Source organism: Sporosarcina sp. P17b (assembly GCF_002743115.1).
GTDB lineage: Bacteria > Bacillota > Bacilli > Bacillales_A > Planococcaceae > Sporosarcina > Sporosarcina ureae_C.
Genome location: NZ_PDYP01000009.1, coordinates 1 through 25220, shown reverse-complemented (window position 1 = coordinate 25220; position 25220 = coordinate 1). Strand labels below are relative to the sequence as shown.

Annotated in this window: 28 protein-coding genes and 1 other RNA gene; 7 read left to right on the top strand and 22 right to left on the bottom strand. The window is 40.0% G+C overall.

Going from position 1 to position 25220, the window contains the following annotated elements:
- Positions 1 to 200: 200 nt before the first annotated feature.
- The gene (locus CSV76_RS11305; protein ID WP_085428866.1) at positions 201 to 413 is read left to right on the top strand and encodes a cold-shock protein; all 213 of its coding nucleotides are present in this window, start codon (positions 201 to 203) and stop codon (positions 411 to 413) included.
- A gap of 76 nt (positions 414 to 489) precedes the next feature.
- On the opposite strand, the gene CSV76_RS11300 is transcribed toward CSV76_RS11305, so the two are convergent.
- Positions 490 to 687, bottom strand: a complete 198-nt coding sequence (locus tag CSV76_RS11300) for a zinc-finger domain-containing protein (RefSeq protein ID WP_029054626.1) — start codon at positions 685 to 687, stop codon at positions 490 to 492.
- A gap of 109 nt (positions 688 to 796) precedes the next feature.
- On the opposite strand from CSV76_RS11300, the gene CSV76_RS11295 reads away from it, so the two are divergent.
- Positions 797 to 1198 (top strand): ribonuclease HI family protein, encoded by a 402-nt coding sequence (locus CSV76_RS11295; RefSeq protein WP_099625655.1) that lies wholly within the window; start codon positions 797 to 799, stop codon positions 1196 to 1198.
- A gap of 783 nt (positions 1199 to 1981) precedes the next feature.
- On the opposite strand, the gene CSV76_RS17995 is transcribed toward CSV76_RS11295, so the two are convergent.
- The 8 genes from CSV76_RS17995 to CSV76_RS11250 form a co-directional block, all read right to left on the bottom strand.
- Positions 1982 to 2158, bottom strand: coding sequence for a Fic family protein (locus CSV76_RS17995; protein ID WP_143560365.1), 177 nt, complete (start codon positions 2156 to 2158; stop codon positions 1982 to 1984).
- A gap of 21 nt (positions 2159 to 2179) precedes the next feature.
- Entirely contained in the window at positions 2180 to 2440 is a 261-nt protein-coding gene (locus tag CSV76_RS11280; RefSeq protein WP_158232794.1) for a hypothetical protein, read from the bottom strand.
- A 40-nt stretch (positions 2441 to 2480) separates the two neighbouring features.
- Positions 2481 to 2654, bottom strand: coding sequence for a Zn-dependent hydrolase (locus tag CSV76_RS11275; protein ID WP_085428861.1), 174 nt, complete (start codon positions 2652 to 2654; stop codon positions 2481 to 2483).
- Positions 2655 to 2780: 126 nt separating this feature from the next.
- Positions 2781 to 3026 (bottom strand): hypothetical protein, encoded by a 246-nt coding sequence (locus CSV76_RS11270; RefSeq protein ID WP_085428860.1) that lies wholly within the window; start codon positions 3024 to 3026, stop codon positions 2781 to 2783.
- A 164-nt stretch (positions 3027 to 3190) separates the two neighbouring features.
- A complete protein-coding gene (yghU, locus tag CSV76_RS11265; protein ID WP_099625652.1) occupies positions 3191 to 3979 on the bottom strand; it encodes a glutathione-dependent disulfide-bond oxidoreductase in 789 nt (262 codons plus the stop codon).
- A gap of 219 nt (positions 3980 to 4198) precedes the next feature.
- On the bottom strand, positions 4199 to 4798 hold the full coding sequence (locus tag CSV76_RS11260) for a metallophosphoesterase family protein (protein ID WP_099625651.1): 600 nt from the start codon (positions 4796 to 4798) through the stop codon (positions 4199 to 4201).
- 6 nt (positions 4799 to 4804) lie between these two features.
- The gene (locus tag CSV76_RS11255) at positions 4805 to 5629 is read right to left on the bottom strand and encodes a sulfurtransferase (protein WP_099625650.1); all 825 of its coding nucleotides are present in this window, start codon (positions 5627 to 5629) and stop codon (positions 4805 to 4807) included.
- Positions 5626 to 9219, bottom strand: coding sequence for a dynamin family protein (locus tag CSV76_RS11250; RefSeq protein WP_099625649.1), 3594 nt, complete (start codon positions 9217 to 9219; stop codon positions 5626 to 5628). The genes CSV76_RS11255 and CSV76_RS11250 overlap by 4 nt, the downstream gene beginning before the upstream one ends.
- 260 nt (positions 9220 to 9479) lie before the next feature.
- Between CSV76_RS11250 and CSV76_RS11245 the strand changes: the two genes are divergently transcribed.
- Positions 9480 to 9938 (top strand): chemotaxis protein CheX, encoded by a 459-nt coding sequence (locus CSV76_RS11245; protein ID WP_085428853.1) that lies wholly within the window; start codon positions 9480 to 9482, stop codon positions 9936 to 9938.
- 61 nt (positions 9939 to 9999) lie between these two features.
- Here CSV76_RS11245 and CSV76_RS11240 read toward each other — a convergent pair whose 3' ends face one another.
- The 3 genes from CSV76_RS11240 to rnpB form a co-directional block, all read right to left on the bottom strand.
- Positions 10000 to 11901 (bottom strand): ATP-dependent DNA helicase, encoded by a 1902-nt coding sequence (locus tag CSV76_RS11240; RefSeq protein WP_099625648.1) that lies wholly within the window; start codon positions 11899 to 11901, stop codon positions 10000 to 10002.
- Between the two features lie 62 nt (positions 11902 to 11963).
- Positions 11964 to 13091, bottom strand: coding sequence for a THUMP domain-containing class I SAM-dependent RNA methyltransferase (locus tag CSV76_RS11235; protein ID WP_099625647.1), 1128 nt, complete (start codon positions 13089 to 13091; stop codon positions 11964 to 11966).
- Positions 13092 to 13232: 141 nt separating this feature from the next.
- An RNA gene (gene rnpB, locus CSV76_RS11230) (RNase P RNA component class B) lies at positions 13233 to 13608 on the bottom strand.
- 244 nt (positions 13609 to 13852) lie between these two features.
- Between rnpB and CSV76_RS11225 the strand changes: the two genes are divergently transcribed.
- Both CSV76_RS11225 and CSV76_RS11220 read left to right on the top strand, forming a co-directional pair.
- Positions 13853 to 16117, top strand: a complete 2265-nt coding sequence (locus CSV76_RS11225; RefSeq protein ID WP_099625646.1) for an ATP-binding cassette domain-containing protein — start codon at positions 13853 to 13855, stop codon at positions 16115 to 16117.
- 33 nt (positions 16118 to 16150) lie between these two features.
- Positions 16151 to 16816 (top strand): DNA-3-methyladenine glycosylase family protein, encoded by a 666-nt coding sequence (locus CSV76_RS11220; protein WP_233204464.1) that lies wholly within the window; start codon positions 16151 to 16153, stop codon positions 16814 to 16816.
- 62 nt (positions 16817 to 16878) lie between these two features.
- Here CSV76_RS11220 and gpsB read toward each other — a convergent pair whose 3' ends face one another.
- The 3 genes from gpsB to CSV76_RS11205 form a co-directional block, all read right to left on the bottom strand.
- Positions 16879 to 17178: a cell division regulator GpsB gene (gpsB, locus tag CSV76_RS11215; protein ID WP_083036176.1), complete on the bottom strand. Its 300-nt coding sequence runs from the start codon at positions 17176 to 17178 to the stop codon at positions 16879 to 16881.
- Positions 17179 to 17255: 77 nt separating this feature from the next.
- Positions 17256 to 18530 (bottom strand): ribonuclease H-like domain-containing protein, encoded by a 1275-nt coding sequence (locus tag CSV76_RS11210; RefSeq protein ID WP_099625644.1) that lies wholly within the window; start codon positions 18528 to 18530, stop codon positions 17256 to 17258.
- Between the two features lie 263 nt (positions 18531 to 18793).
- Positions 18794 to 19015, bottom strand: a complete 222-nt coding sequence (locus CSV76_RS11205) for a transcriptional regulator (RefSeq protein ID WP_085428847.1) — start codon at positions 19013 to 19015, stop codon at positions 18794 to 18796.
- 124 nt (positions 19016 to 19139) lie between these two features.
- On the opposite strand from CSV76_RS11205, the gene CSV76_RS11200 reads away from it, so the two are divergent.
- Entirely contained in the window at positions 19140 to 19586 is a 447-nt protein-coding gene (locus CSV76_RS11200; protein WP_099625643.1) for a DUF4385 domain-containing protein, read from the top strand.
- 45 nt (positions 19587 to 19631) lie between these two features.
- Here the strand turns inward: CSV76_RS11200 and CSV76_RS11195 are convergent, their stop codons facing one another.
- The 3 genes from CSV76_RS11195 to CSV76_RS11185 all read right to left on the bottom strand — a co-directional run bounded on the left by CSV76_RS11195 (position 19632) and on the right by CSV76_RS11185 (position 21958).
- On the bottom strand, positions 19632 to 20927 hold the full coding sequence (locus CSV76_RS11195) for a DUF2254 domain-containing protein (protein ID WP_085428845.1): 1296 nt from the start codon (positions 20925 to 20927) through the stop codon (positions 19632 to 19634).
- A gap of 76 nt (positions 20928 to 21003) precedes the next feature.
- Entirely contained in the window at positions 21004 to 21372 is a 369-nt protein-coding gene (locus CSV76_RS11190) for a DUF488 domain-containing protein (protein WP_085428844.1), read from the bottom strand.
- Between the two features lie 232 nt (positions 21373 to 21604).
- Positions 21605 to 21958, bottom strand: a complete 354-nt coding sequence (locus tag CSV76_RS11185; protein WP_085428843.1) for a hypothetical protein — start codon at positions 21956 to 21958, stop codon at positions 21605 to 21607.
- A gap of 194 nt (positions 21959 to 22152) precedes the next feature.
- On the opposite strand from CSV76_RS11185, the gene CSV76_RS11180 reads away from it, so the two are divergent.
- Positions 22153 to 22587 (top strand): TMEM175 family protein, encoded by a 435-nt coding sequence (locus CSV76_RS11180; RefSeq protein ID WP_232319555.1) that lies wholly within the window; start codon positions 22153 to 22155, stop codon positions 22585 to 22587.
- 323 nt (positions 22588 to 22910) lie between these two features.
- Here the strand turns inward: CSV76_RS11180 and CSV76_RS11175 are convergent, their stop codons facing one another.
- The 4 genes from CSV76_RS11175 to CSV76_RS11160 all read right to left on the bottom strand — a co-directional run bounded on the left by CSV76_RS11175 (position 22911) and on the right by CSV76_RS11160 (position 25044).
- On the bottom strand, positions 22911 to 23480 hold the full coding sequence (locus CSV76_RS11175) for a GNAT family N-acetyltransferase (protein ID WP_233204463.1): 570 nt from the start codon (positions 23478 to 23480) through the stop codon (positions 22911 to 22913).
- A 150-nt stretch (positions 23481 to 23630) separates the two neighbouring features.
- Complete coding sequence (locus CSV76_RS11170; protein ID WP_099625642.1) at positions 23631 to 24071, bottom strand: hypothetical protein; 441 nt, start codon at positions 24069 to 24071, stop codon at positions 23631 to 23633.
- A gap of 322 nt (positions 24072 to 24393) precedes the next feature.
- The gene (locus CSV76_RS11165; protein WP_099625641.1) at positions 24394 to 24771 is read right to left on the bottom strand and encodes a hypothetical protein; all 378 of its coding nucleotides are present in this window, start codon (positions 24769 to 24771) and stop codon (positions 24394 to 24396) included.
- Positions 24772 to 24855: 84 nt separating this feature from the next.
- Positions 24856 to 25044 (bottom strand): nucleic acid-binding protein, encoded by a 189-nt coding sequence (locus CSV76_RS11160; protein ID WP_099625640.1) that lies wholly within the window; start codon positions 25042 to 25044, stop codon positions 24856 to 24858.
- Positions 25045 to 25220: the final 176 nt, after the last annotated feature.

Below are 25220 nucleotides of genomic sequence, written 5' to 3'. Positions count from 1 at the left end.
CTTCCTCATTATAGGGAATAGTCAGATAAAAACCAATACTTTCCTCATTATTAGTAAATAGTAATCTGAATATTCGACTTACCGTTGACACTGTTGTCCTACTCATGTATAGTGTAAGAAGCCGTATTGGGTAAGTTTGCAGTAATAGACTTACACGTTACGTGTGGAGATGGATTTCTAATTGCCGAGGAGGAATTATTATGCACCAAGGTAAAGTGAAGTGGTTCAGCAGTGACAAAGGATATGGATTTATCGAAGCAGACGATGGTGAAGATATATTTGTACATTTCACAGGAATTGCAACCGATGGATTTAAGACACTGACTGAAGGTCAAACAGTTTCTTTTGAAGTAATTGAAGGAAATCGTGGTCCACAGGCGGCTAACGTATCGACTCTTGAGGATGAAGTGTAACCTCATCTCGGCGCAAACAGCTGAATTTACAACATAAACAAAGCATCCACGCAGTTGCGGGATGCTTTTTCATTATTTATTTGGAGGCCGTACTGATCTTGTTGATTTCTCTTCCAAGGAATTGCAGTTGGTCTCCTACGGTACAGTCGGAAATACAAAATTGGTGAGCGCCTGTTTTACCGCGTTCGTTTGTTAGTTGTTTTTTGACGTAACAACCTTCACAATATATATCGAGCAATTGATTAATTTCTTTCATGACAACTACTTTATCCATTAGAAAAGAACTCCCACCTTTCTTCCTTCTATTTTAAGTTGACTGACGGGATGATGCAAGTGTTTTCACGTTTTTTACAATTCATTACCAGATCGGAGCGGAAAATTTCATGTTGGAAGTGTACATAGATGGTGCTAGCGCAGGGAATCCTGGGTTGAGCGGAATTGGTGTGTATATAAAAGGAGAAGGGCAGGATGTGCGGATTAGTGAGCCGATTGAGCCAACGAATAATCATCACGCGGAATTTCAAGCGCTTGTAAGAGGTCTTGAGGAGGCGTCTAAGCTGACAACAGGTATGGTGTCGGTGAGGTCTGATTCGACGGTAGTCGTGCAGTCGATGGAGAAGGAGTTTGTGAAGAACGAGCAGTATGCACCTTATCTGAAACAGGCGTTGCGACTGGCGGCGACGTTTGACTTTTTCTTTATAAAGTGGATTGCCGACAGCACAAACAAGACCGCAGATACACTTGCCCGGCAAGCGATTTTGATGCAGAAGAAGCAAAAGGAATAGCCTGAGCGAACTGTTTTATTGTCTATTATAACCGTCACTAAAAGAGTGTACTGCTACTGTTCTATTTTTATTCGGAAAAGGTCGTGCTTCATGACGATCTTTTTTGCACGAGGTTAAGTGGTTGTGACTTGTCGCTATAGCCAGACGTGTATCTTACAGGCGGAGAACCCCGTCCCTCGTTCCCATCAACTAAGTGAGTGCGTTATGGTGTATGCCAAAATAAATACATCACTACGAAGAACAAGAAGTAGATGACTATAATTATTGGGAAAGCGTAAAGTGATACTCTCCCGAATTTGTCTTTTCTGCTAAACAAGGATAAAACGAATGAGAATACAAGAAGGATAAAACCAAGTGGCATTGTAATGAATAATCTACCCGAAAAAATAAACAGGCAAAGAAAAGTCAGTCCTATAAGTAGACTAATAAAAGAAATCATGCCTACTCTCTGTGTACTTTGCAAGTGTATGACCTCCTAATTCTCGACAAGAGGATAGCCCGTTACATGTTTTTTATTCCACATATCAACCTTATTACACGCGATATCCCATTGCCGAGAATTTGATTAGGTTCAATAAATGATCTTCATACTATTCGTATCCATTACCTTCCACTCTAGTCGATTGATTCATTCCCCAAAAGCTTCAGCCACTTGATTTTTTAAATCTAAGCGATCTATTTCGGAAAAGCTGTATAATGTGTTATTTAAAAATTATGCTTGGTCGTATACTTCTCCTATGAAATATGGGCACTAATCTGTGTGAGAGATCAGTACCCATTATATTATTCAACGTATTGAATCGTTTCCAAGAACAACTCTCTTATGGACTTTAAATCAGTGACAGATTGAATCATAGCATGTAGGAAAATCCGGATAGTTCTCCCATTCCCTTCACGAAGAGGATGCAACATATTTAATTCTGCTTTACAGTAAGCTAAACGATCCGCAGCTTCATTCAGTGAATTCCAATGAGGTTCCTCTTATAACTCCATAAACAAGTCACTTGCATAGCTATTCAAGAATTGAACTTGACAGAAACGAGTAGCACCTTTCATGAGTTGAACATCTCTAAAGTCCCCTGCAAACGGGTAAATATCTTGAAATAGATAATGATGCAACTCTTGAAACTTTTTCAAGCTAAATGATTCGAATATGAAATCGTTTTGTTCCAGTGCTATTGCACGAAGAGAAAACGCCAATGCTTCTGCTCTTTCGAGTTCTTTATGAGAATTAATCTCCAATAAATTGTGTCTTATTAGGTAATCATCATTTTCTTCATCATTATACTTTCCCATGCCGCAATATATCCTTAATTAAAGTAGGGGTAATTGAAGTCTTTGTATTTATGAGTTCTAAGACTTTTTCCTGCATATCAGAAGAAATATTTAAATTTTCGAGATGAAGATTATGCATCACTCGTTTAAATTCTTTTGAGTCCAGATCCAATGCCTTCATATAAACAACCCCCTTATCAGTATAACCTTACCTTATATTATACAGTTCTAATTGGGTAATTACTAATTAGACGTATGACCCAATCCTTCTTACGGGATCGTATCCGATTGCTGGTTGAACAACCCATTATCTAAAAACACTATCAATCTTTAGTAAGTTCCATAGTTCTTTTATTTGTTTCCCATCGAGAATAACTTTTCGAAGTAAATCCTTGCTGTCTTCTCCTATAATTTCACTTGCGGAATCATAGAACTTCCAAAACATAAATCTACCTGTTCCAGCACCCATATAGTAATTTTCATTTTTATAAACAAAATGAATCTCTCTTCCTGCATCTAAATCTTCAAGAAATTCCTCGTAGCTGTAATCCATTCGTTTGAGCTCCTTTAAATAGCCCAATATAGGGATTGGGTGCAAAACTCTTATACAAGAATCGCACCCATTGTTAAATAAACCACTATTCCGTTGTCTTTGATATGTCTATATAAGGTTTCAATTCTATTGTAAAAAAACCTCAATACATTGTTTCTTAAAAATTACTCCCCAAGCGACTGGTACTCTGCTGCAAGGCCTCTTTGAACGCTTGGTCGTTTCGCAATGCGATGAGACCATTCCAAGAGATGAGTATATTCATCCATGTTTAAAAATTCATAAGAGCCTTCATACAATTTCCCCAAAGCTAACCGTCCGTACCAAGACCATATTGCAATATCTGCAATGGTATAAGTGTCACCCGCAATATAAGAACGCTGAGCTAATATATTATTTAGTAAGTCTAATTGACGTTTCGTTTCCATAGTAAAACGATCAATAGGGTATTTCATAGGTTCTGGCGCATAAGCGAAAAAGTGACCAAACCCTCCACCAATATAAGGACCCGCCCCAATTTGCCAGAAGAGCCAATTAAGGGTTTCTGTCCGTCCATGTATATCTGTCGGAATCAGTTTATTAAATTTCTCAGCCAAGTAAAGCAAAATCGATCCTGATTCAAAAATTTCCAAACGTGGACTTTGACTTTGATCGACTAGGGCTGGGATCTTAGAATTAGGATTGATCTTGACGAAATCTGAACCAAATTGTTCCTCGGCTCCAATATTGATTTCATACAAATCATAATCTACACCCTTGACATCCAACTCTTTTAATTCTTCCAGCATAATCGTCACTTTCATTCCGTTCGGTGTTCCGAGTGAATAGAGTTGGAACGGTGCCTCTCCGACCGGTAGTTTTTGTTCAAAACGTTCACCGGCTGTCGGACGATTTCCCCATCTATTTGAATTCTCTTCTTCCCACTTCCACACGGTTGATAATTCATATTTTGTCATCTGAACACTCCTCCTACTATCTATTTAGTAACTCCATCATACTAACAGTACAAAATTATTCCTAATATTTAGTTTATAATCTATAATTCTTTAACCTTCAACACCATTACACCAAAGATATCCAAATATATAAAATAAAGAAAAGCACCGCAAAATGCGATGCTTCACTTACTAGTTCACTATTCACTTCTCAACTAAACGGGTTAGACACAAACCCATTTAGCGTTGTGACACTTTCATAAATCTAACGGTTTGTTCTTCAGAATCATACAACACCCATTCTCTAGAGCCCACTACAGCCCCTACGTTAACAACCGTTCGTGAACCCCTCACTGACATCTCTTCGTTCCAGTTAATCGCTATGTGTTTTCCATCGCTTGTAATGCCTGACCGATGGGTATGTCCGTGAAACACTACGCGTGATTCTGGAAGATGCTCAGCAAGCCACGCCGCCGCTTCGTTATGTGGCCATTGGTGGCCATGGATGATGATTGCCTCATCTATCTTCAAAGTCTCCGGTAAGTCGTTCAAGAAGTCCCGTTTAGGTTCTGTTTGCTTAGTCAGCAACAGAATGCGTTGTTCTTGATTGCCGTAAATTGAAGGAAAAATGAATAGCTCATCGATGCCATCCGGATGTCTGATCACTTCTTCGACAGTAGGATAAATCTGGCCATGAAGGTCTTTTTTGCTGACCGTGCATTCGTATAAATCACCCGTCCCAATAAGAGTCGCTTCAGGTGCTTCATTAGCAATTTGCGCCAGTACGGCTTGCAAATCTTCTTTTGATGAATGAATATCTCCGAGCAATGCGAATTGCATCGTGTTTCAACCCCTTATTGCGGTTTCGATCGGTGCGTCGTCTTTTGAAATCCAGTCGCTGAAACTACCTACATATAGTTTTACATTTGGATAGTCCAGTTCGTTAAGTGCTGCGAATAAAGGGGAAGCCGTTACACCACTGCCACAGTAGACGATGACATCATCTTCAGGTGTCACAACTTGTTGTAATTGTTCTTTCGCTTGCTGCACATCATACTGTCCATCTTGCTTTAATTGTTCCCAATCAAAGTTCCGAGCTGTCGGTATATGGCCAGCTTTATGGTAGAGCGGTTCTTTTTCTCCGCGATAGCGAACTTCAGAACGTGCGTCGACAAGTTGTGACGCTTGATTGCCCGCCACCACTTCTTCGACTTCACTTCTACTTGCATATAGGTGATCTTGCCACTGCGGTTCCACTGTTGAGCGTGCAGGCGTAACAAAGTCACTTGTTACGTCTACGATTTCGCGTAATTCAGCATATCCTTCTGTTACGACGTGCACATTCGTGAAACCTCCATATTGCAACATCCACCAAGCACGTGTTGCAAAAGGATTCCCACCATCGTCGTAAATCAAAATTGCATCTGTACGTTCCAGTCCACTTTTACGGAATAGCTCAGTCAACTGTTCAGTAGAAGGCAACGGATGACGTCCACCTTCTACTGATGTGCCCGATAGATCTTCCGCTAAATCCCAATGAACGGCGCCTTTTACGTGTTCTTTTTGATAATCAAGTTTGCCACGTTCTTCATCTTGCAATGAAAAACGCGCATCGATCCATTTCGCATGACTTGTCTCTATATCGTGAATAGATACGAATACTTGTGTCATTGAACCAGCTCCTCTTGACGGATTTTTTCATACGTTTTCTGCCATTGCTCTAGCTGCTCCGAACCATCAAGCAATGTACGCTCCGATTCGATTTGTACTAAACTTTCTTGCAATAAATGAACGCGTAATGCTTCTGCTTCATCGTCAATCCATAAGTCTGCCCACTTCTCAATGCGTTCTTTTTGATCACCAAGATAGCTCGACGCATCTTTTTTCAATATTTCTTCCAGCTTCGCTTTCAAGATATCACGATCACCGCGCTCAAAGAACGACTTTTGATTTTTAAATGATTTATTAACTGCACTATATTTCATAGGATCTTCATACGGCGTCTCAAATGACAGCATGTCTTTGTCATTTGGCTCATATGGTGAAGGCACGATCGATTGATCCATTTCGGACAAGGAACGGACTTCCATACGTTGACGTTCTAGCAATTGTTTCTTCATGTACTGGAGAATACGCAAATTCGTTACTTTTAATTCCTGTGTTAAGTCAAAGCCTACCATATTGACTGTTTCCGCCAACGCGATTTTTAATGCTTTATCCGATGAGTTCTTCGCGAACGTGGACGGACTATAGCCTTCTTTAAAGAAATCGCCGAAACGCAAGAAGACGCGTTGTAAAATATAGTAGACAAGTTCACTCAATTCATCTTGAGTGGATTTCACTAAAATCTCACTTGCGCTCTTTTCGAAGCGCTCTTTAATTGCCTTTTCAGCAGTCGCGAGTTCCTCTAGTCTTTCTGCTTTACGTGAACGGTTTTGAATCGTTCTGTCAATTAACGAAGCTAGACGATCAATTGTTTTCGTCGTTTCTTCTTCTAGAGCTTGAACAACTTGCGCGCGTAAATCATGCTCAAGGAATGAATAAAACTTCTCTTCAAAATCGACCATTAATGGATTCGGTTGTTCTGTTAACTTACCTTCCAATGCCTCAAGGCTTGAAATACCGTGCACTCGTGGATTACGGATTCCAAATTTCTGCAATTCATTCGCAACGAAGCCTTTTACTTCTTCTCCTTCTTCTTCATTCGAAGCAAGGTCGATTGCGTTGACGATAAAGAACATTTTATCAAGTTCGAACGCATCTTTTACACGGCCCAACTGAATAAGGAATTCACGGTCGGCACGTGCGAATGCGTGGTTATAGTACGTTACGAAAAGAATCGCATCGGCATTACGAATATATTCGAATGCTACGTCGGTGTGACGCGCGTTGATCGAATCCGCTCCCGGTGTATCTACTAACGTAATACCGTGACGAGTTAACGGACAGTCATAGAAGAAGTCGATCGAATCGACGAAACAACTACGTTCTTCTTGCGCAACAAATTTCGTGAATTCTTCACGCTCTACTGTCAACGTCGTACCAAGAGCAGGCGTATAGAGTGGATACCCTCTCTGGAATGCGCTGATGAACGACTTATGGATATGCAAATTCTCGTCTTCAAGTGGTTGCTTCATCGCAGCATCCGTTTTATTGAAGGCATCTTCAAGTGACGAAATATCGATACCGAGCGCACCGAATGACAATGCTACGTCTTCTGTCATCGTAGCAACATCTTTCAAGTGGATATCTGCCGTATTATGCACGTGCGTTTCACTCACTGGGCGGATTCGGTTGATCGCAGCGGTTGTCGGGTTCGGTGAAACGGGTAACACTTTCTCACCGATCAACGCGTTAGAAAATGAAGATTTCCCTGCACTGAATGCACCAAACAATGCGACTGTGAATTCTTGCCCTTTTAAGCGATCTGCTTTCGTCATCAAATACGCTGCCGTTTCTGCAAACCCAGGAATCGCTTCAACTGAATTAGCGATGTGCTGTGCATGAATGATAGCTTTTTCCGAATCGACCACTTGACGTTGTTCTTCGACTACTTCTTCTACTTCTTCAGCAGTCGTTTCTTGCACTTCTTCTTTCGCTACATATTCGATCGTTTCAATCTTTTTAGGTTGTTCCCACTTAGCAATGAGTTGATCACGGCCCATACGCGTCGGCGCTGATGGATTGGCGATTTCTTTATCGACCCACTTCATACGTTCTAGCCATTTATTCATTTCTTTCAGTGCATCTACCTTTTCCTGTAACATCGCAATCGTTTCAACAAGAGGTCCTGATTGCTCGCCACCGGATTCTTTCGCGATCACGGACATCTCTTGTTTCCACTTGTCCGTTTTACGTTTATATACTAAATGAATGGCTCGTTTCATTTGCTCTGCGTAATTCAAAATAGTTTCGCCTGTAATCACTTCTTGAACATGTAGTTGTTCATCGACTTCGTCAAACGGCAGTGTCAGATCTATATTATCAATCGCAAGTGAACGCTCATCGGTTAAAATTCCTGCTTGTTTCAATGAACTCTTCATCAAAGACTTCATATAAATTTCGATTTGCGTGTGAGCTAAACCTGAAATATTATCCTCTAGCTTTTGACGACGTCTTTCGCGCTCTTCTGCGGTCTTTTTCGCGCCAAATAGTAAGCCGACTTTGAATTTCGGTGACTTTGCTTCCAAATGACCTTTCAATAATTCTCTTGTTTCAAACGGTGCAAGTCCCGCGTTAGATAATAATTCATTTCGTTCTTTCTCGAAATTCACATAGAATTCGTCGCCTGAGACTAGTTCTAAACGTTTTTTCGCATCCTTTAGATCTTGATTTAGCTCTTCAAACTGATCCCACTCGGATTCGCTTAAGATTTCCGAATGGTTCTCTTTCAAATCATCTACTTGTTGCTGAAGATATGTCATATGCTCATCTTTTAATTTCAATAATGATTGTTCGATATTCTGTTCGAAATTTTCTTCACGGTGTTCGATCGAACCATCAACGATCGCTTTGACTTTTTCAAAATCATTATGTGGATGATCCAGCTGCTTCAATGATGTGTAGAAAATCCCTTTTGGCTCTACACCCCATAGCTTGAATGAATCTTCCACCGACTTTTTGAACTCGTCGAATGATAATTCACTGTCACGGTGCTTATCGATCTGATTGATAATTAAGTACACATTACTGTTATAACGCATTAATTCTTTTGTGAAACGGAAATTCATTTCAGATTGTACGTGGTTATAGTCCATCGTATAAAATACAAGATCTGCCAAGTGCAATGAAGACTCCGTAGATAGTCTATGGGCATCATCTGTTGAGTCAACACCCGGTGTATCCATTACCGTAATGCCTTCAGGTAAATTGGATTGTGTATGGCCGATTTCAACTAATGAAACTTCAGCCCCGTCCTTACTGTACGCTTTGACACCTTCAGAGAAACCATGGCCGCTGAATTTAATGGCACTCCCGTCTACTCGGTGGATAATGGCATAATCCTCATCCGCCTTATGTACCTTTACAATGTTCGCACTTGTCGGAATCGGGCTTGATGGTAAAAGATCATCACCTGTCAATGCGTTGATTGTCGAAGATTTTCCTGCCGAAAAGTGTCCGGCAAAAGCAATCGTATATTCTTTGTCGATTATTTTATTAGCAAGTAACGTCGTTTTTGCTTTACGTTCATCGTCTTCATTATTTGAGAAAATTTGTCCATATGTAGCAGTTTGCTGTAAAAATTCATGGTTTGTAGACATAATCGTCGTCCTTTCAATTTAAACTCATCTCATCATACCATTAATGCGTGAAAAAATAGATAGTTACTTTAGAAGATTGATTATTTAGAGGGCGAAAGCAATAAGTACCTCATTTGCTATAAAACGAAAAATAGATAAACAGGAAGAATCATAAGGAATCATGACAGTATGACTATCTCCGTCAAATTCTTCTAGTCTTTTAGGTATGTTTAGTGATATGATTGAACTACTAACGCATTTGTGAAAGGGTGTTTCTTTAGATGGATACAGCAACAAACGTACAAAAAGTTTTGAACGCGACGATTTCATCACTCACTACTGTCGTCCCACTGAAATTCCAAGTCCTCTCTCCCGCCCTTATACAACAACCATACGAACAACGTGAAATCAGTGTATTAATTGGACTGATCGGTGATATCAAAGGCCGTTTAATTGTAGAACCTACTCATTCGATTATTAGCGAAATCGGTCAAGCGATGTTTGGCATGCAAATCGAAGGAGAAATGGCCGAATCCTTCACTGGCGAGCTTGGCAATATGATTGCAGGAAATCTATGTACCGTTTTGGAGAAAGATGAGCTGACGCTAGATATTTCTCCACCTACTGTCATGACGGGCCAAACGAAATTTTATGGCTTTAAACAAGCATTTAAAATTCCAGTTAAATTTGAAGATGACCAGATCCTCAATTTATTGCTTACAATTGACGAAGAACGATAATATAAAAAAACGTGTAGATGCCGGAATAAACTCCGACGTCTGCACGCTTTTTCTATTGTGATCAAGAGAACGGTACAGGGAGTACACGCTCAATGACCGGTAGCAATTCTGTATTCTCAGGTTTCATAAACATATGAATTGAGCCATGATCATCGCTCGTTCGGATCAATCGACCAATCCCCTGTCGCAAACGTAACAGCATAAAGGGTAGATCGACTTCGTCAAACGGATCTTCCGCGAACTCTCTTCTCGCTTCAAACAATGGGTCATGTGGCGGGAATGGCAAGTCGAAGATGATGACACGCGTCAACGCATCATTCGGCAAGTCCAGACCTTCCCAAAGATGATAGGAGAAGAAAACATTCACTTTGCGTTGCTGGAAGTCTTTCACCAATGAAGAAAGTGAACGCTCGCCTTCATACGTCACCATAACGCTCTGTTCAAGCGGTAATTGGTCGTAAGCATCCATCATCGATTGCTTGGAACTAAATAATACCAATGTCTGCTCCTCAACTTCTAATAACTCGGAAAGACGTGTGACATTCTCTTCAGTAGTTCCTTGTTCCAAATGAATTTTCATAACGTTTTCATAATCAAATGGTGAAGCGATGGAGAAGGATTGATAATCAACGATACCTAAACTGTACGCCAAATAATCAAATGATTCCTCAACGGATAGTGTGGCAGACGAGAAGATGATCGGCATAGTCCCCGTAAATAACTTTTCTTTCAAGATAGACGTTACAAGTCTTGGCATAATAAGTAATGTACTTTCGTCACGTCGATTTTCAAGCCAATCCACTGCGTCATTGTCGCCAGCAAACAATTCCATGGAATAAATATATTGCTCCAAATACTCTTCAACAATTTTTAAATCATATTCCGGAATGACATACAATTCACCTTCAAAGACAAACTCTTCAAGCAGTTCATGAGATAATGAAACAGCAGTTGCAGCGAGACTCATCATTTCTTGGTTCTTTTCGATTGTCAAGCGCTCATTGTCATTTTGAATTGCATTCGTTTTCAGCTGGGTGAAAAATAGTTCATGTGTTTCAAGCAATTGCTCCATTAGTTGCAATGTTTTCTCACGAATTCCATCGACCATAATACGCTCCAGCAAATTGATAATCGTTTGCTCTTGCACTTCATATGTCAATGCACGCTGAGCGGAATACTCAAGCAAATGTCCTTCATCAAAGACCACCATCGACACTTCAGGTAATAAAGGTAACTGCCCTTGTCTGACGCGCGATTCCTTAGTCCACAAATGTTCCATATAAAAGTCATGCGAGCAAATGATCAAGTCCGCAGCTTCGCGGTAATGATTACGATGAATAGTTTGCCCACAACGGTTACGAATATCACAAGCCGCACACTGCATGATCGGATGATAATTGATCATTTCCCATTCTTCATCAGCCAAATAAGGATAATCCGAACGCTCACCGTAAGGATATACCGACTGCAATGAACGCTCGGCATGAACGAATTCCGGTATTTGATCTTCAACCAAATCGACAAAATCTTCATTCGTCTTCATGCTAGTTTCTTCTAGACGCTTCAAACAAATATACTGATTTCGTGCTTTAGCTAAACGGACGTCCACTGTCATATTCAGAGCGGTACTCAATTTTTGAATATCGCCTTCTTCTTTGATCAATTGATCGATCAGTGTTTCATCTGCACAGGAAATTACAGCTGGCTTCCCTGTATAACGCGCATAGGCAATAGCTGGCAATAAGTACGCAATCGTTTTTCCCGTACCTACTCCCGCTTCCGCAAGCAACACATTCTTTTCTTTCAGTGCTTTTTCTATTTGAAATGCCATATAAATCTGCTCATCACGGCATTCGAATCCTTTTTCTGTTAAATCATCATATAGCGTATCGCCGAGCCAATCGTTGAGAGATTCAAAAAATGTTTGACCTTTATCCAACTCAAATGGAATTTTTGTATTCATACTGACTCCTCCTGAATGCAAGCGAAAGGAAGAGGCATCTCTTCCTCTTCCTGCTCGTTTAATTATGAACGTTTTCCCCAGAACTGATACAAATCCGTCCGAATGAATCCGTTGAATAGTTTACGTTTTTTCGTTGCACGTTTGCCGTACATCGTTTCATAGTTTTCAAGTGAAGATAAAATATATACGGACCATGATGGATATTGTGTCATAATCTCACCAAGAACTTCTGCAATATCTTCTGCTTCTTCCACTTCACCGAGTCGTTCACCATACGGCGGATTGGCAATCAAGACGCCGTTTTCTCCTTCAAGTCTCAGGTCACGCACGTCCCGTTGCTCGAATGAAATCAAATCGGTGAATCCTGCTTCCATCGCATTACGTTGTGCCACAGAGACGATGTTATGATCTACATCAAATCCACGAATATCAAGTTGTAAATCATACTTCGCAACGTCTTCTACTTCTTCGCGAATACGATCCCACACATCCGCTTGCATCCACGGCCACTCTTCACTTAAGAACGAACGGTTATAACCTGGAGCTAGATTTTGTCCAATCATTGCCGCTTCGATCGCAATCGTACCCGATCCACAGAACGGGTCAACAAATGGACGATTCGGGCTCCATTTTGAAAGTTTAACGAGTGCAGCAGCCATCGTTTCTTTCAATGGTGCATCCCCTTGAGCCAAACGATAGCCGCGTTTATGCAAGCCTTGACCACTTGAGTCTATCGTCAATGTTACGGTATCTTTTAATATAGAAACTTCTAATTTAAAGAGCGGACCTGATTCGCTTAAGAAACCAGTACGTTTATAGGCGCTATTCAAACGTTCCACTATAGCTTTTTTCACGATTGCCTGACAGTCAGGTACACTGAATAATTTGGACTTGACCGATTTACCAGACACAGGGAACGCCGCATCTACTGGCAAGAACTCTTCCCATGGCAAAGCTTTTGTGCGTTCGAATAACTCATCAAATGTGAAGGCTTTAAATTCGCCCACAATAATTCGTACACGGTCGCCCACGCGCAACCACATATTCGCTCTTGCGATTGCTTCTTCGTCTCCCGAAAAATAGACTTTTCCGTTCTCTGTCTGACATTCATAGCCAAGATCTTTTATTTCAGATGCTACGATGGATTCGAGTCCCATGGCAGCGGTTGCTACTAAATTGTATTTACTCATGTTTCAACACTCCATTCTCTTGTTTCGGTCAATATGTTCCTTCTATCTGTAGAAAGGTATATGTATACGTTCGCTTCTATAAAAAGAAAAACTCTCCCAAAACTGTAGGAGAGCAAATTGTAAGATAAATGCCATAGAATATTCTGTAAGCCATGTTTTGTTCTTCGGTACTCAAACGGCTCGCGCCTCGTACTTGAAGTGGTAATCATCTATCTACAGACAATTGCCTGTTCCTTCCTCCATTGAATTCTTTCGGAAGAACGCCCCTACCATAATTTGGGTTTCTCACTCGTGGGGTTTACCCGTTCCACTCGACATGTTTCCATGCCGACTACGTCACTGTGGCACTTTCAGAGAATCTAGTCCATATCCGAAGACTTAGGAGTTATTCCCGCCATCAATGCAAATGCATTGCCCCGGCTTATTTTTTCACCGAGCACGAACACTACGGTCATCTCAGATCCGTGTGAGCATGGACTTTCCTCTACAACCGAAGTTGCAGCGATTACCTGAATACTCTCTATGGCACTCCTGAGTATACACCAGAACTCGAATTTACACAATGGATTCGTTTGGAAAGTGTTAGATTTAATTGTTGTTGTGAAATGTTACCGAAATGGAAAGTGAGTTGGGAGTAGTTTTGAATTGAAGCCCCTGCATACTCCTACTTATCAATTCTTCAAATTACATAGTGTAACTTCTGTAATTTAGGGAAATCAACTAGCAGAACTACTTTTTACTGTGTAGAGGAGGGCTCTTATATGAAGGAAAACAAAGATGAGATTGTTTTACGTGGATTACGAGAGAATAATTTGAAAAATATAGATATAAATTTACCAAAGGAACAGATAACGGTGTTTACTGGCTTGTCGGGATCGGGCAAGAGTTCGGTAGTGTTTGATACGCTGGCAACGGAGAGTAGACGGCAAATGACATTGAATTACCCACTCTACGTACGAAACCAAATGCCTCGTTATGAACGACCGCGTGCTGATTTAATGCAGCATTTGAGCCCCGTTATCGTAGTAGAGCAAAAGCCGGTTGGTGGGAATACTCGCTCAACAGTTGGGACGTATATGGACATTCATCCATTGATTCGTCTATTGTTCTCGCGTATTGGTACACCCGCAATCGGTTCGGCTACAGACTTCTCTAATCAAAGTTCATTCGGTAAATGTCCGCAATGTAATGGCTTTGGCGAAGTAGTGTATCCTGATTTGCATAAAATTATCGACTTGGACAAGTCGCTTCGAGAATACGCTGTGAAGTTTAAGCCGTTGTCGCCTTCTGGATGGCAAGGTAGATGGATGATGACAGGTGGGTTATTCGATCCCGACTTACCGATTAAAGAATACCCTGAAGATCAATATAATTTATTGATTTATGGACCTCCTGAAGGCGAAAGAGTGTTTGCGCCATTCCACACGAAAGATGGTCCGCATGATCATGAGTGGGATGGATTATTGCCTAGATTTGTACGTCTCTATATTAATCGGGATATTACGAAACTTAAACAAACGTCACAAGAAGATGTGCTGGCGGTGTCGACGCATACATTATGCCCTACTTGTGACGGTTCAGGATTAAATCCAGAAGTGTTGAAATCTAAAATTAACGGTTTCAATATTGCTCAATACGATAAATTGGAATTAACAGAGCTTTTGCCCGAACTGCAAAATATATCTGATCCCCTCGGCGAGTCTATCGCACGACAGGCAATTCCCAATGTACAACAACTGATTGACTTAGGTCTTGGCTATTTGAGCTTGTCTCGAAAAATGGGAACACTTTCGGGTGGCGAGGCACAACGAGTCAAAATCGCACGGCATTTAGGAAGTAGTTTAAACAATATTAGTTATATTTTCGATGAGCCGAGCGCAGGTCTTCATCCAGAAGAAGTGGATATGTTAATCGGCATGCTCAAAGGTCTGAAAGCTAACCATAATACCGTCATTGTGATCGAACATGATTTATCCGTTATAAAAGTGGCAGATGAAATTGTGGAAATGGGTCCCGGTGCAGGTGCAGCAGGCGGGGAAATCGTCTATCAAGGGAAACCCGATGGATTACAGAAAACTTCTGCACTAACAAAACTCGATCACAAATTAGAAATCAATATGCATCCATGCGAATCAAACGATCATTTTGTCGTGACGAAGGCGAATACTAACAACCTCAAAGATGTATCCATTGATATCCCTAAAAATGTTCTCGTTTCTGTCTGTGGTGTCTCAGGTTCAGGTAAAAGTTCTTTATTATTCGAAGCGTTTTCGGCAAAATATCCTGACATCATTAAAGTAAGTCAAGGACGTATTGGGATCTCAAGCCGTTCTACACTAGCTACGTATATGGGAATCATGGATGATATTCGGCAAATCCTAGCGAAAGAAACAGGACAACCCGCAGGACTATTTAGCTTTAACTCGTTAGGCGCTTGTCCTGTATGTGACGGAAAAGGTGTAACTACACCTGACGTTGCATTTGCGGATCCGGTAACTGTTGTATGCGAAGCTTGCGGCGGATTGCGCTATTCGGATGAAGCCCTTTCCTATGTGTACAAAGGGAAAAATATTGCAGAAATTTTAGAGTTAACAGTAGACGAAGCGAAAGAACATTTCGTTATGCCGAAGATATTAAAAAGAATGGATATGCTGGATGAAGTCGGGTTGAATTATCTTACGCTAGGACAAACGACAAGTTCATTGAGCGGCGGGGAAATACAGCGGCTTAAACTGGCGAGCCATTTACAAACCGAAGGACAAATCTATCTATTAGACGAACCGTCATTAGGATTGCATATGAGTGACAATGGCAAGCTACTGGAACTGTTTCAGAGACTTGTAAACAAAGGCAATTCAGTCATAATCATTGAACATAATTTAGATTTCATCGCAGCTAGTGACTGGGTAATTGAACTCGGTCCGGGCGGAGGAAAACGAGGAGGAACGATTCTCTTTGAAGGTACACCGCAAGAAATGCTTTCTGCTGATACATTGACGGCGAAATGGTTGAAAGATGGTGTCTGATTCTTTACAACTTGAATACTTGAGGTGAGCGCTTTGGAAATACTTCACATCACTACACAGGATCCAGCAGTCCAATCTCTTGGCGCAAAAGATCCAAGACTGAAACAGTTAATATCGCTCATTGGTGATATTGAAGTACCTTTACGAACAGATTATGTATCATCTATAGTGCGATCGATTATCGGTCAGCAAATCTCAGTAAACGCTGCGAGTGCGATCTACGCTCGTTTGCTCGATTTACTCGGCGGGCATATAACGGTGGACGGCTTAATCATGACGTCAAAAGAACAGTTGAGAGAAGTAGGCTTGACTATGAGAAAGTCTGACTATGTCAAAGATCTTGCAGACAAAATCGCAAATGGTGATCTTGATCTACATCATATCGCAACATATGACGATGACGAGATTCTGAAGCAATTAATCCACGTCAAAGGTATCGGTAAATGGACAGCAGAGATGTTTTTGATCTTATCACTTGGCCGACCAGATATACTCGCTGTAGATGATGTAGGAATTCAGCGATCTGCACAGTGGCTGTATGGAGTGGAAAAGGCGGAACGACGTCAACTACTCATTGAGAAATCGCCACTATGGGCGCCTGAACGTTCCATTGCGTCCCACTATTTATGGGAAGCCATTCATCTAGACTTCGTTCAAGAGTTTCAATCGCTAGAAGAAGTCGTCGAAACGAGAAAATGAATACATCGAAAAAGAACCGCCACTTTTTACTGTGGCGGTTCTTTCATTACACTATCTAATTTTTACTGCTCAGGCTGAACCAATTTGTCGCCAAATACTTCTCTTTCAAGATTCGCGATGCGCTGAATGATATCAATATTCGTCGTTTGAGGTGCGGGTGTTTGAGAGCGTCTCTGGGATGAATTGACTTCTGACTTCAATCTCGTGTTTTCTTCTTGTAGACGTGCGATTTCTTTTTTGAATGTTTCATAGTCTTGAATGACGTCATCCAAAAACCAGTCTACTTCTTCTTGTTTATACCCTCGAATAGCTTGCTTAAATTCTTTTTCCAAGATCGTTTTCGTATCTAGCTTTAATTCCATGACAAAACGTCCTTCCATCTATGATTCCATAAGGTCATTATAGCATATGTTGTCATTCTTTGTCTTACTGAAAAAGACTATTGTTCTTCTTGTGGCGCTTCTTGCGCTTGCCCAGGAAATAATTTTCTATTCACTCGCATTTCCCGCTTGGCTATCGATTTCTTCATGCGTTGACTAAAACGCATGGTCAATTCATTGGGTTTCTGCAAGAGTTGATCTGCACGTAGTATGCGCTCATATGCGAGCGAGTAATCCTTTATTTGATGTTCATATAGTTTCGCGAGTTCCTCGTAAGCTAGTACTTGTTCTCTGCCAGTACCGTGTGTTGCGACGATTTCAAATGATTGTATGGCTCGATCGAATTCTTTATGACGCTTTAGTAAAAAGCCTAAATGATAATGCGTTATAGGATAACTCGTCCCGTACTCTTTCGCAATTCGTTGAAGTTCCTTATAACTATGATCTTTCAAACCAAGGTCTTGGAACCACTTGGCAATATTTGTTGCGATTTGGGCGTTATGCTGACTAGTTTCATCCATAACAATATCCGTAGACAGACTAAACAGCGTCACCAGCGATAGAATATCCCATTCATTATGCCACATGACTTTCATTAAAATTTCAGCACGACCGTTTTTTACCGCGTCTTGATAAATAATAGGTGCCATATGGCCAGGTATATCATCCTTCCGATGAAAGCCTAGCTGCGTTCGCTCTACTTCCGTCAACTTGAATGATTCCATCTGTCCTTTCCGAATTCGGCGCGATCCATGTAATAAATCGACTTGATGTGGAACAGGCAGTGGCGGTAATAGTTTCCTATGCATTGACCAACGAGTTTGGAGTTGAGGGAAGTCAAAGCTTTTCCCGTTATAGGTGACGAGAGTGAGTCCTTCTTTCCATAATTCTGAAGCATAAAGAAATGCTGCTTCATGGTCGGGATTCGGTAAGACGTACTGCGTCATGACGAATTCATCGGATTGTAATTCCAATAATCCAATGAGAAAAATAACAGCTCCCGCGCCTTTTAAACCCGTTGTTTCCGTATCAAAAAACAGAAGCTTGCCCGCATTCGGAGCTAATGGATGCAGATAATCAGCTTCAGACCATTTCATCAACTTTTGCTTTACATCGCCCAAACAAAAATCACCGTGCATCGTATCTAGCGGATAATGAATTACACGCTTGTAGACGACTCCGAATTCATTTTCTATTTTCTCCATGCCCGTTGTCAACCAACGTTTTTCATAACTGGGTGCGGGTGGCGCCTTAAACGTCTCTTCCACTTCTTTAACTACTGTCGTCTTCTTCAACAGCGACTTCATCGCCATTAATTTCTGCTCATATGACATGACGATTCAACTCATCTATCTGTTCCCCTATTTGTTGGCTATCCACTATATGCTGAACCGTTTGTCTATAGAACGGATTCACTTTTATGTTCGGTACATTCTGGTTTATCATACCTTCACCTCAAAAATAATCGTTATTCTCTAAATTATACATGATTTATTTAGTTTTATATGAAATTTGATTTTCAGACGTAAATCAACAAAAAAGCGATGGATCCTGGCAAAGGGATGCATCGCGTGATTTCTTTCTATTACTATTTTTATTAAATAACAATCGCTTCTTTCACCTTTACAGGAACAACTGCCAGTACACGATCAATTAGGAAAGTCCGTTTGGAGTTACGCAAAAAACAATACGCTGTAAATGTTTTACCATGTATAGTCAGTACACGAATTTTCCGTTTGCTAATGGAACCATCTTTTGCTTCATACATCACTTCGAGAACTTCACCATATTGTAATGCCTTTTCTAATGAATACCGCACATTCGTTCCCTCCCTTTATTCAAGTATAAAGAATGTACGTTCGGTTGTAAAGTGTTTTACATATGTATTCTCACGTTTTTTATCATTCCTACGTGGGTAAATAGAAGTAAAAGGATGTGAGTATATGCCATTCGATTATGATTTGGATTACAGTACATTAGATTTACGCAAAAACCCTGAATTATATAGAGTCGGCAAAGGAGAACAAGGTGTGTTATTGGTCGAGCCTTATAAAAGTGAAATTTTACCTCACTGGCGATTTAAAACGCCTGAAATCGCAAACGAGTCGGCAGATCAAATTTGTGAACTCTTTGAAGAATATCGAAAACACGACGACTTTGTTGGCATGGATATGGCACGAAAATTCATTCAAATGGGTTATACCCGCGCACGACGTTATGCGAATCATAAAAGCGGACGAAAGTATAATGACGATGGTACCGTAAAAGAACGCGATTTGGATCCGATCAAGGCAGAATCTGCAAATATTTTCAAAGAACGATGGGATGCTATTCGTGCAGATGAAGATTATATTAAGCGTAAAAAAGCACATCAGAAAGCGTATGGATAATATCCAGTAAAAAGCAGTATATGCTTACTAGGCATGTATTGCTTTTTACTTCGTTAGTTCGTCTATTACTTGACGCTTCTCTTGCAGTCTTGCGCTGTCTAACGGTTCAAGTACTGAATGAGTGAAATGATTCCACGCATAATTGGTCATCAACTGAACGAGTTTTTTCGTTTTATCATCTTCCAAATTACGTGCAATATACAGAAGAGCGTCCAATAAAGCATTGAGAATGCTTGCATCTTCATTACCGTAATAACTAATTTGGCTGAACGCTGCATAAAAATAGTCTTCCGAACTTGGATACGCCGCCACCAAACACGGTTTGTTCTCCTCGGTATACGTCACCGCAATACCTCCTGGTAACAAAGCGGCTCGCTGTAACACTTCCCCTATCGAATGAATGCAGCGGATCGCCGTATTCGGATCGTTGATTCCTGGAGACAGCGCACGCAACGCAATTTCCACAATTTTTTCGATACCGTACTCTACATCTTGTAAAATCGAGCGTTCTTCACCTAATATGAAATGTGATGAAAGATTATCACTAGATAATTCTTTCTGAGAGTACACCGTGGCAATACTCGTATGTGTTCCACAAAATGCACCAATCGGCTTTACTATATCTATGATCGCTTGGTGTTCATTTGCCCATTTCGTCAATTTTTCATATTCGATGTATTGTATGTATCCAAAGTTTCCACTCTTTACTTCACTAACAAAAGTAAAACTCTGTGCGAAGAAAGGTTTCTCTTCGCTCCACACGACGCGATTTTCTTTCATTCCATCCTTTTCACTGTCAAGGGCAGTGAGTACATCATCCGTTAATTCACGAATAAGCCGACTTACTTGAACCGAAGTTCCGACATTATGTATGAAGAATGCGAAGAATGCTAAACAGATCACGGCAATCGCAACTCCGACAGAAGCAGAAATCACTTCATGATTGATCGATGCTTTACGCATGAATAGTAACGACAATATGGTGTAGACAAAGCCTCCCATAAAAATCCCTAACACACGTTGAGTAGATGATTTATTCAAGAAGTTCTGAAGTGCTCGAGGTGAAAATTGTGACGAGTACATCGTCAACACGACCATAATCGTTGAGAACGTGACGGTTGTCATAGTTAACAATGCGCCTGATAACGTACCTAAAATCGTTTGTGCTAAATCCACCGTTGTTCGGAAATAACTAGGTATGTACTCTTTCAAGGCGTTGTTATACTTTGTGTCGACTAAAACCGTGGCTAGCGCAAAAATGGATGCGAGAATCGTATAAATGCTTGGAATAAACCATATACTTTCACGCATCCTTACTACGAAACGCTTGAATATGGACATTTTCTTCACCCCTTGATTACTTTTTTATTGTATTCTGTTTTTCAAAAGGAGTAGCGACTTTTCTTATGTGTCATGATTACACTTGTTGACGATCTAAGATTTCTTTTAATACTACAGCTTGATTATTCTTTTCATCCTTCGCTCCAAACACTAACGTCATATTCTTCTCATGCTCTTTCGTCCAGTCTTTCAATTTCTCTAACTCTTCCTTCTGCTCTTCACTATTCTTTAATTCTTCTTTGTACTTTTTCTTGAATTCATCAAACTTATCGGGATCATGATCAAACCATTGACGAAGTTCTTTACTCGGGCCTATTTCTTTTAACCATTCATCCACATGCGCATCTTCCTTGCTCATTCCACGTGGCCACACACGATCAACTAGAACTCGCAGTCCATCTGCTTTCTTTGCTTCTTCATAAACTCGTTTAATTTGAACTGGCATACAGATCTCCTCCTGTTAGTCTCTCTTATTTCTTTTACCCTAAATTCTATGAATTAACATAGTATGTGCGTTAAAAAATAGTTTGTTAAAAAATGCAACGTCGAGATTCATCTCGACAATATCTTTATTCTTTACTTACTTAAAGTACATTGGTTATTGGTGTACCCAGTAAGGATGAATCCATTTGTCCATTTCGAGTGCATCCGTCGTTTCTTTTTGTGTTGCAGTCGTTTCAATCTGAAACATCCACCGTACCATTTTGAATTTGGAAGATCGGCTTCGTATAATCGATGCGATACCATTTCGTTCTATCAATTTTCATTTTATTATACGAAGAATTCGAAATTAGATACCCTTGAGATTCTAAGCTGTAAATAGTACGCCGAATTTTATTGAGTGACCAAAATGGTATCTCTTCCTTCCAATCCTCGTAAGTTTTGTACACCCACGTATATCCATCCCGTTTATTTTTTGATATGAGTGAACGATAATGCAGATGCTGCAGTAAAAAAGCTTCATTCAATCCCACTTCCAGAACTAAAGTTGTTTGCAATGTAAATGATGGTTCATTGAGTAATAAATACATATAGTTTCCTCCTAATGAAATCAAATGTAGGAGATACATTTTCATCTCCTCATATGCTATATAGAGGCATAATGCGGTAAAGGATACATCAACTAAAAATATTTTTAGGACATGTGATAATTAAGCGTCACTATATGAAGACAAGTCGCATGGAAGCATTCAGTGATGGTGTACTAGCAATCATCATAAGTTAAATGTTAAGTTTCGTATATGTGGGGATCTATTGGAACAACCACCATTTAGTTTATAAATTAAATCGTTTGAACGGTCGTGTCCTATGGAGTAATTTACATTGGTTATTTTGGATGTCGCTCATTCCGTTTTCGACCGCTTGGGTAGGAATGAATCCGTTAGAAGCGGTACCGACATTATTTTATGGTGTAATTCTTTTCCTTTGTGCTGTGTCGTACTTATTTTTACAAAAACAAGTCGTTCAATGCGAAGGCGGCGAATCAGATTTAGCGAAAGAAATAGGTTTTGACTGGAAAGGTAAAGTGTCCATGCTACTTTATATCACTGGGATCGTGTTTGCATTTTGGGTACCGGCTGTTTCGTATACTTTGTATTTAGTAGTTGCGATCATTTGGTTCATCCCAGATAAACGAATCGAAAAAACATTTGTTCAGTAACCAAAAATGGTTGATGTATGTACTATTTAATTCATATAAATGATCTTCTCGTAAACAAGTAGAAAAAACGGGGATACGTTGTAAAGTTTAATGTACAACGAGTATGGAAAGGTTTGGATACGGTGACGGTATCGATATAGACAGCGAGTGATTCAGCTACATGTGGAGAGACATTAAAAAATCGACTTGATTGTCGCCTCTCTGTCACCCAAACGATCCTATTCTACGAATAAAGTGAGTGACAGGGATACGATTGGGTACGGACTTGTACCCTAGTTTACCGGTGGTCGTCATATAAGTAATTTAACCCACTTAAGATTATTTCAACTGTTTTTTCTTTTAAGCCAATTTTCTTTTTCCAGTTTCATATTGATAGAATCTATCCATTCTCCTTCAAATTCAAGATCGTTTTTATCAATACTTTCTATTTGAAAGCCAACCTTTTCATACACATGCTTGGCTCTTGGATTAATATCAAAAACACTTAAAGTAAGTTCGTTCAGTGTCGTGTTATTAAATATATAATCAACTATAAGTTGGGTTGTTTCAGTTCCTAATCCACGATTCCTTCCCCTCGGACCAATAAGTATCCTGAAATTCATGCTGTGATTTTTTTCATCATATAAATTGACTACTACCTCTCCGACTAGAAAGCCTTGGGATTGGTCAACTATAGCCAAATCCAAGCGATCGGTTTGTTCATTTCTTGTATTGTACCAGTCGAGAGTTGATTCTCTATTAAAATCCGAACTGCTCCCAGTCAATTTTAATACTTCGGGATCCTTTAAGCATTCTTCTATAAAAGGAAAGTCTTCATCCTTAAAAGGTCTGAGAACGACTTTCTCTCCTTCTATTAGTGGTTTATGACCTAGATACACCATTTCTTTCCACACTCCATTAACTTAATTTAACATTTACCTTGTGATTCCTAACAGTATCGTCCGATTGCGTTTTAGAGCGATCGCCTATGGGAGGGCGGTAAATCACTCGCTTAGCTGCTCTTCTGAACTTCATTTCACAATTGCTCTAGATAATGGAATATGCTAATCCCAACAATTAAAAATAACTTCTCCATTTGTATTCGGTCTCCAATATTTCTCGTTTTTTAATTCAGTCTCTGATAGATCATGAAAATTGGGTTTAAAGGCTTCGTTAAGAAATGCCATTTCCAAAACTGTATAGTATGGTCGTAATTCGTGTATTACATATTCAGAATCAAAATAATGGATTTGAAGTTCATTTTCATATGAAGCGGTGGCAACATAAGGGAAATATTCATGAAGTAAAATGGACATTATATTTTCACCTATCTTTATATCTAGTCGAAAATAATTTAACGGATACTTAGGTAAAATATAACCAATTACTTCACCATGAAATTTCCTGGCAACTTCGTATCCTAACTTTTTAAATAAGCATCCATCCATCTTCTTTAAATCAATATTGTGATTTGCTATCCCTGTAATATACATGGGTAACCGCATTTGATTCACCTCACTCCACAAGCACTTTATACCTATAATCCATAATTCAAATTAGTATATTTCACAATAAAACGGCCCGATTGAAGCATAATCCTTATACAGCAATCGCACCCGTTACTTAGATAGCGGTTTAATACCGTTGATCTGCGCTGCAGCCGGACGCGTTCTGGAGGGCGGGCGGTGAACCACACCCCTCCGCTCCGCTTCGTTGGGTGTTTCACCTGTCCCGCTGATCCTCCCAGAGTCGCCGGCTTCCGCTCCGATCAACTAAGTAACTGGAAATAAATCTCGTTACTTTATCGCGCCTAATTATAAAATTTAATTAAGATTGGCGCTCAGCTTTAAGCATTATAACAGCACCAATAATAACAACAGCAAAGATAAATAGCATTAAAGTTATACCGAAGATATCTGGCTTGAAAAGTAATGCTCCAAGAACGAAAGGAGCAGCAATCATTGTGAATATAGACAAAGATTTAATATAACGCAGAACCCGTGGAGAAAAGTCATCATCCAAATCCTTTCTTCTTCGAAGAGAAAGGAACTCTTCTGGAGCGTTAAAAGCCCAAATCAAAAATAAATAGAGTACGAGTGCAAAAATAACGGCCAAAATTACTTCAGCTACTATCTCGATACCTCCCCGAAATTGATTAGGAATTTTTGTATCTGTTATACGGATAACTAAATCAATTTGTTTCAAAATCTGGCCCGATTGCGGTATGGGCACGATTATTTATGCAGCAATCGCGCCCGTTAACGGAAAATGTATCACTTATTAAATTCTTTAAAATTCATCAACATAGAATGCGACATAACCACAGTTTGGACATACGGCTGCTTTGGGCTTTGCAGAAACATTATTGAAAATCCCTTTACCTTTTTGACTTATTTTAATTCCATACATTCCACCATCAACAGTCACTTTGCAATCGTCTATCATTTCATTTTGGCATTGATTACAAACTCTTTTCATTATCTTTTTCCTCCAGTCAATCGCTAAACTCTTAAACAATTTGGCCCGTTTGATGCACTGTCCTTATCACGCAAACTCGTCCGATACTATAAGTACAACATTTCATAAACTTGATTTCTAATCTTTACAAGATTACATTGGGTAATTGGCTATGACTTTTCATATAGATAAGGTTA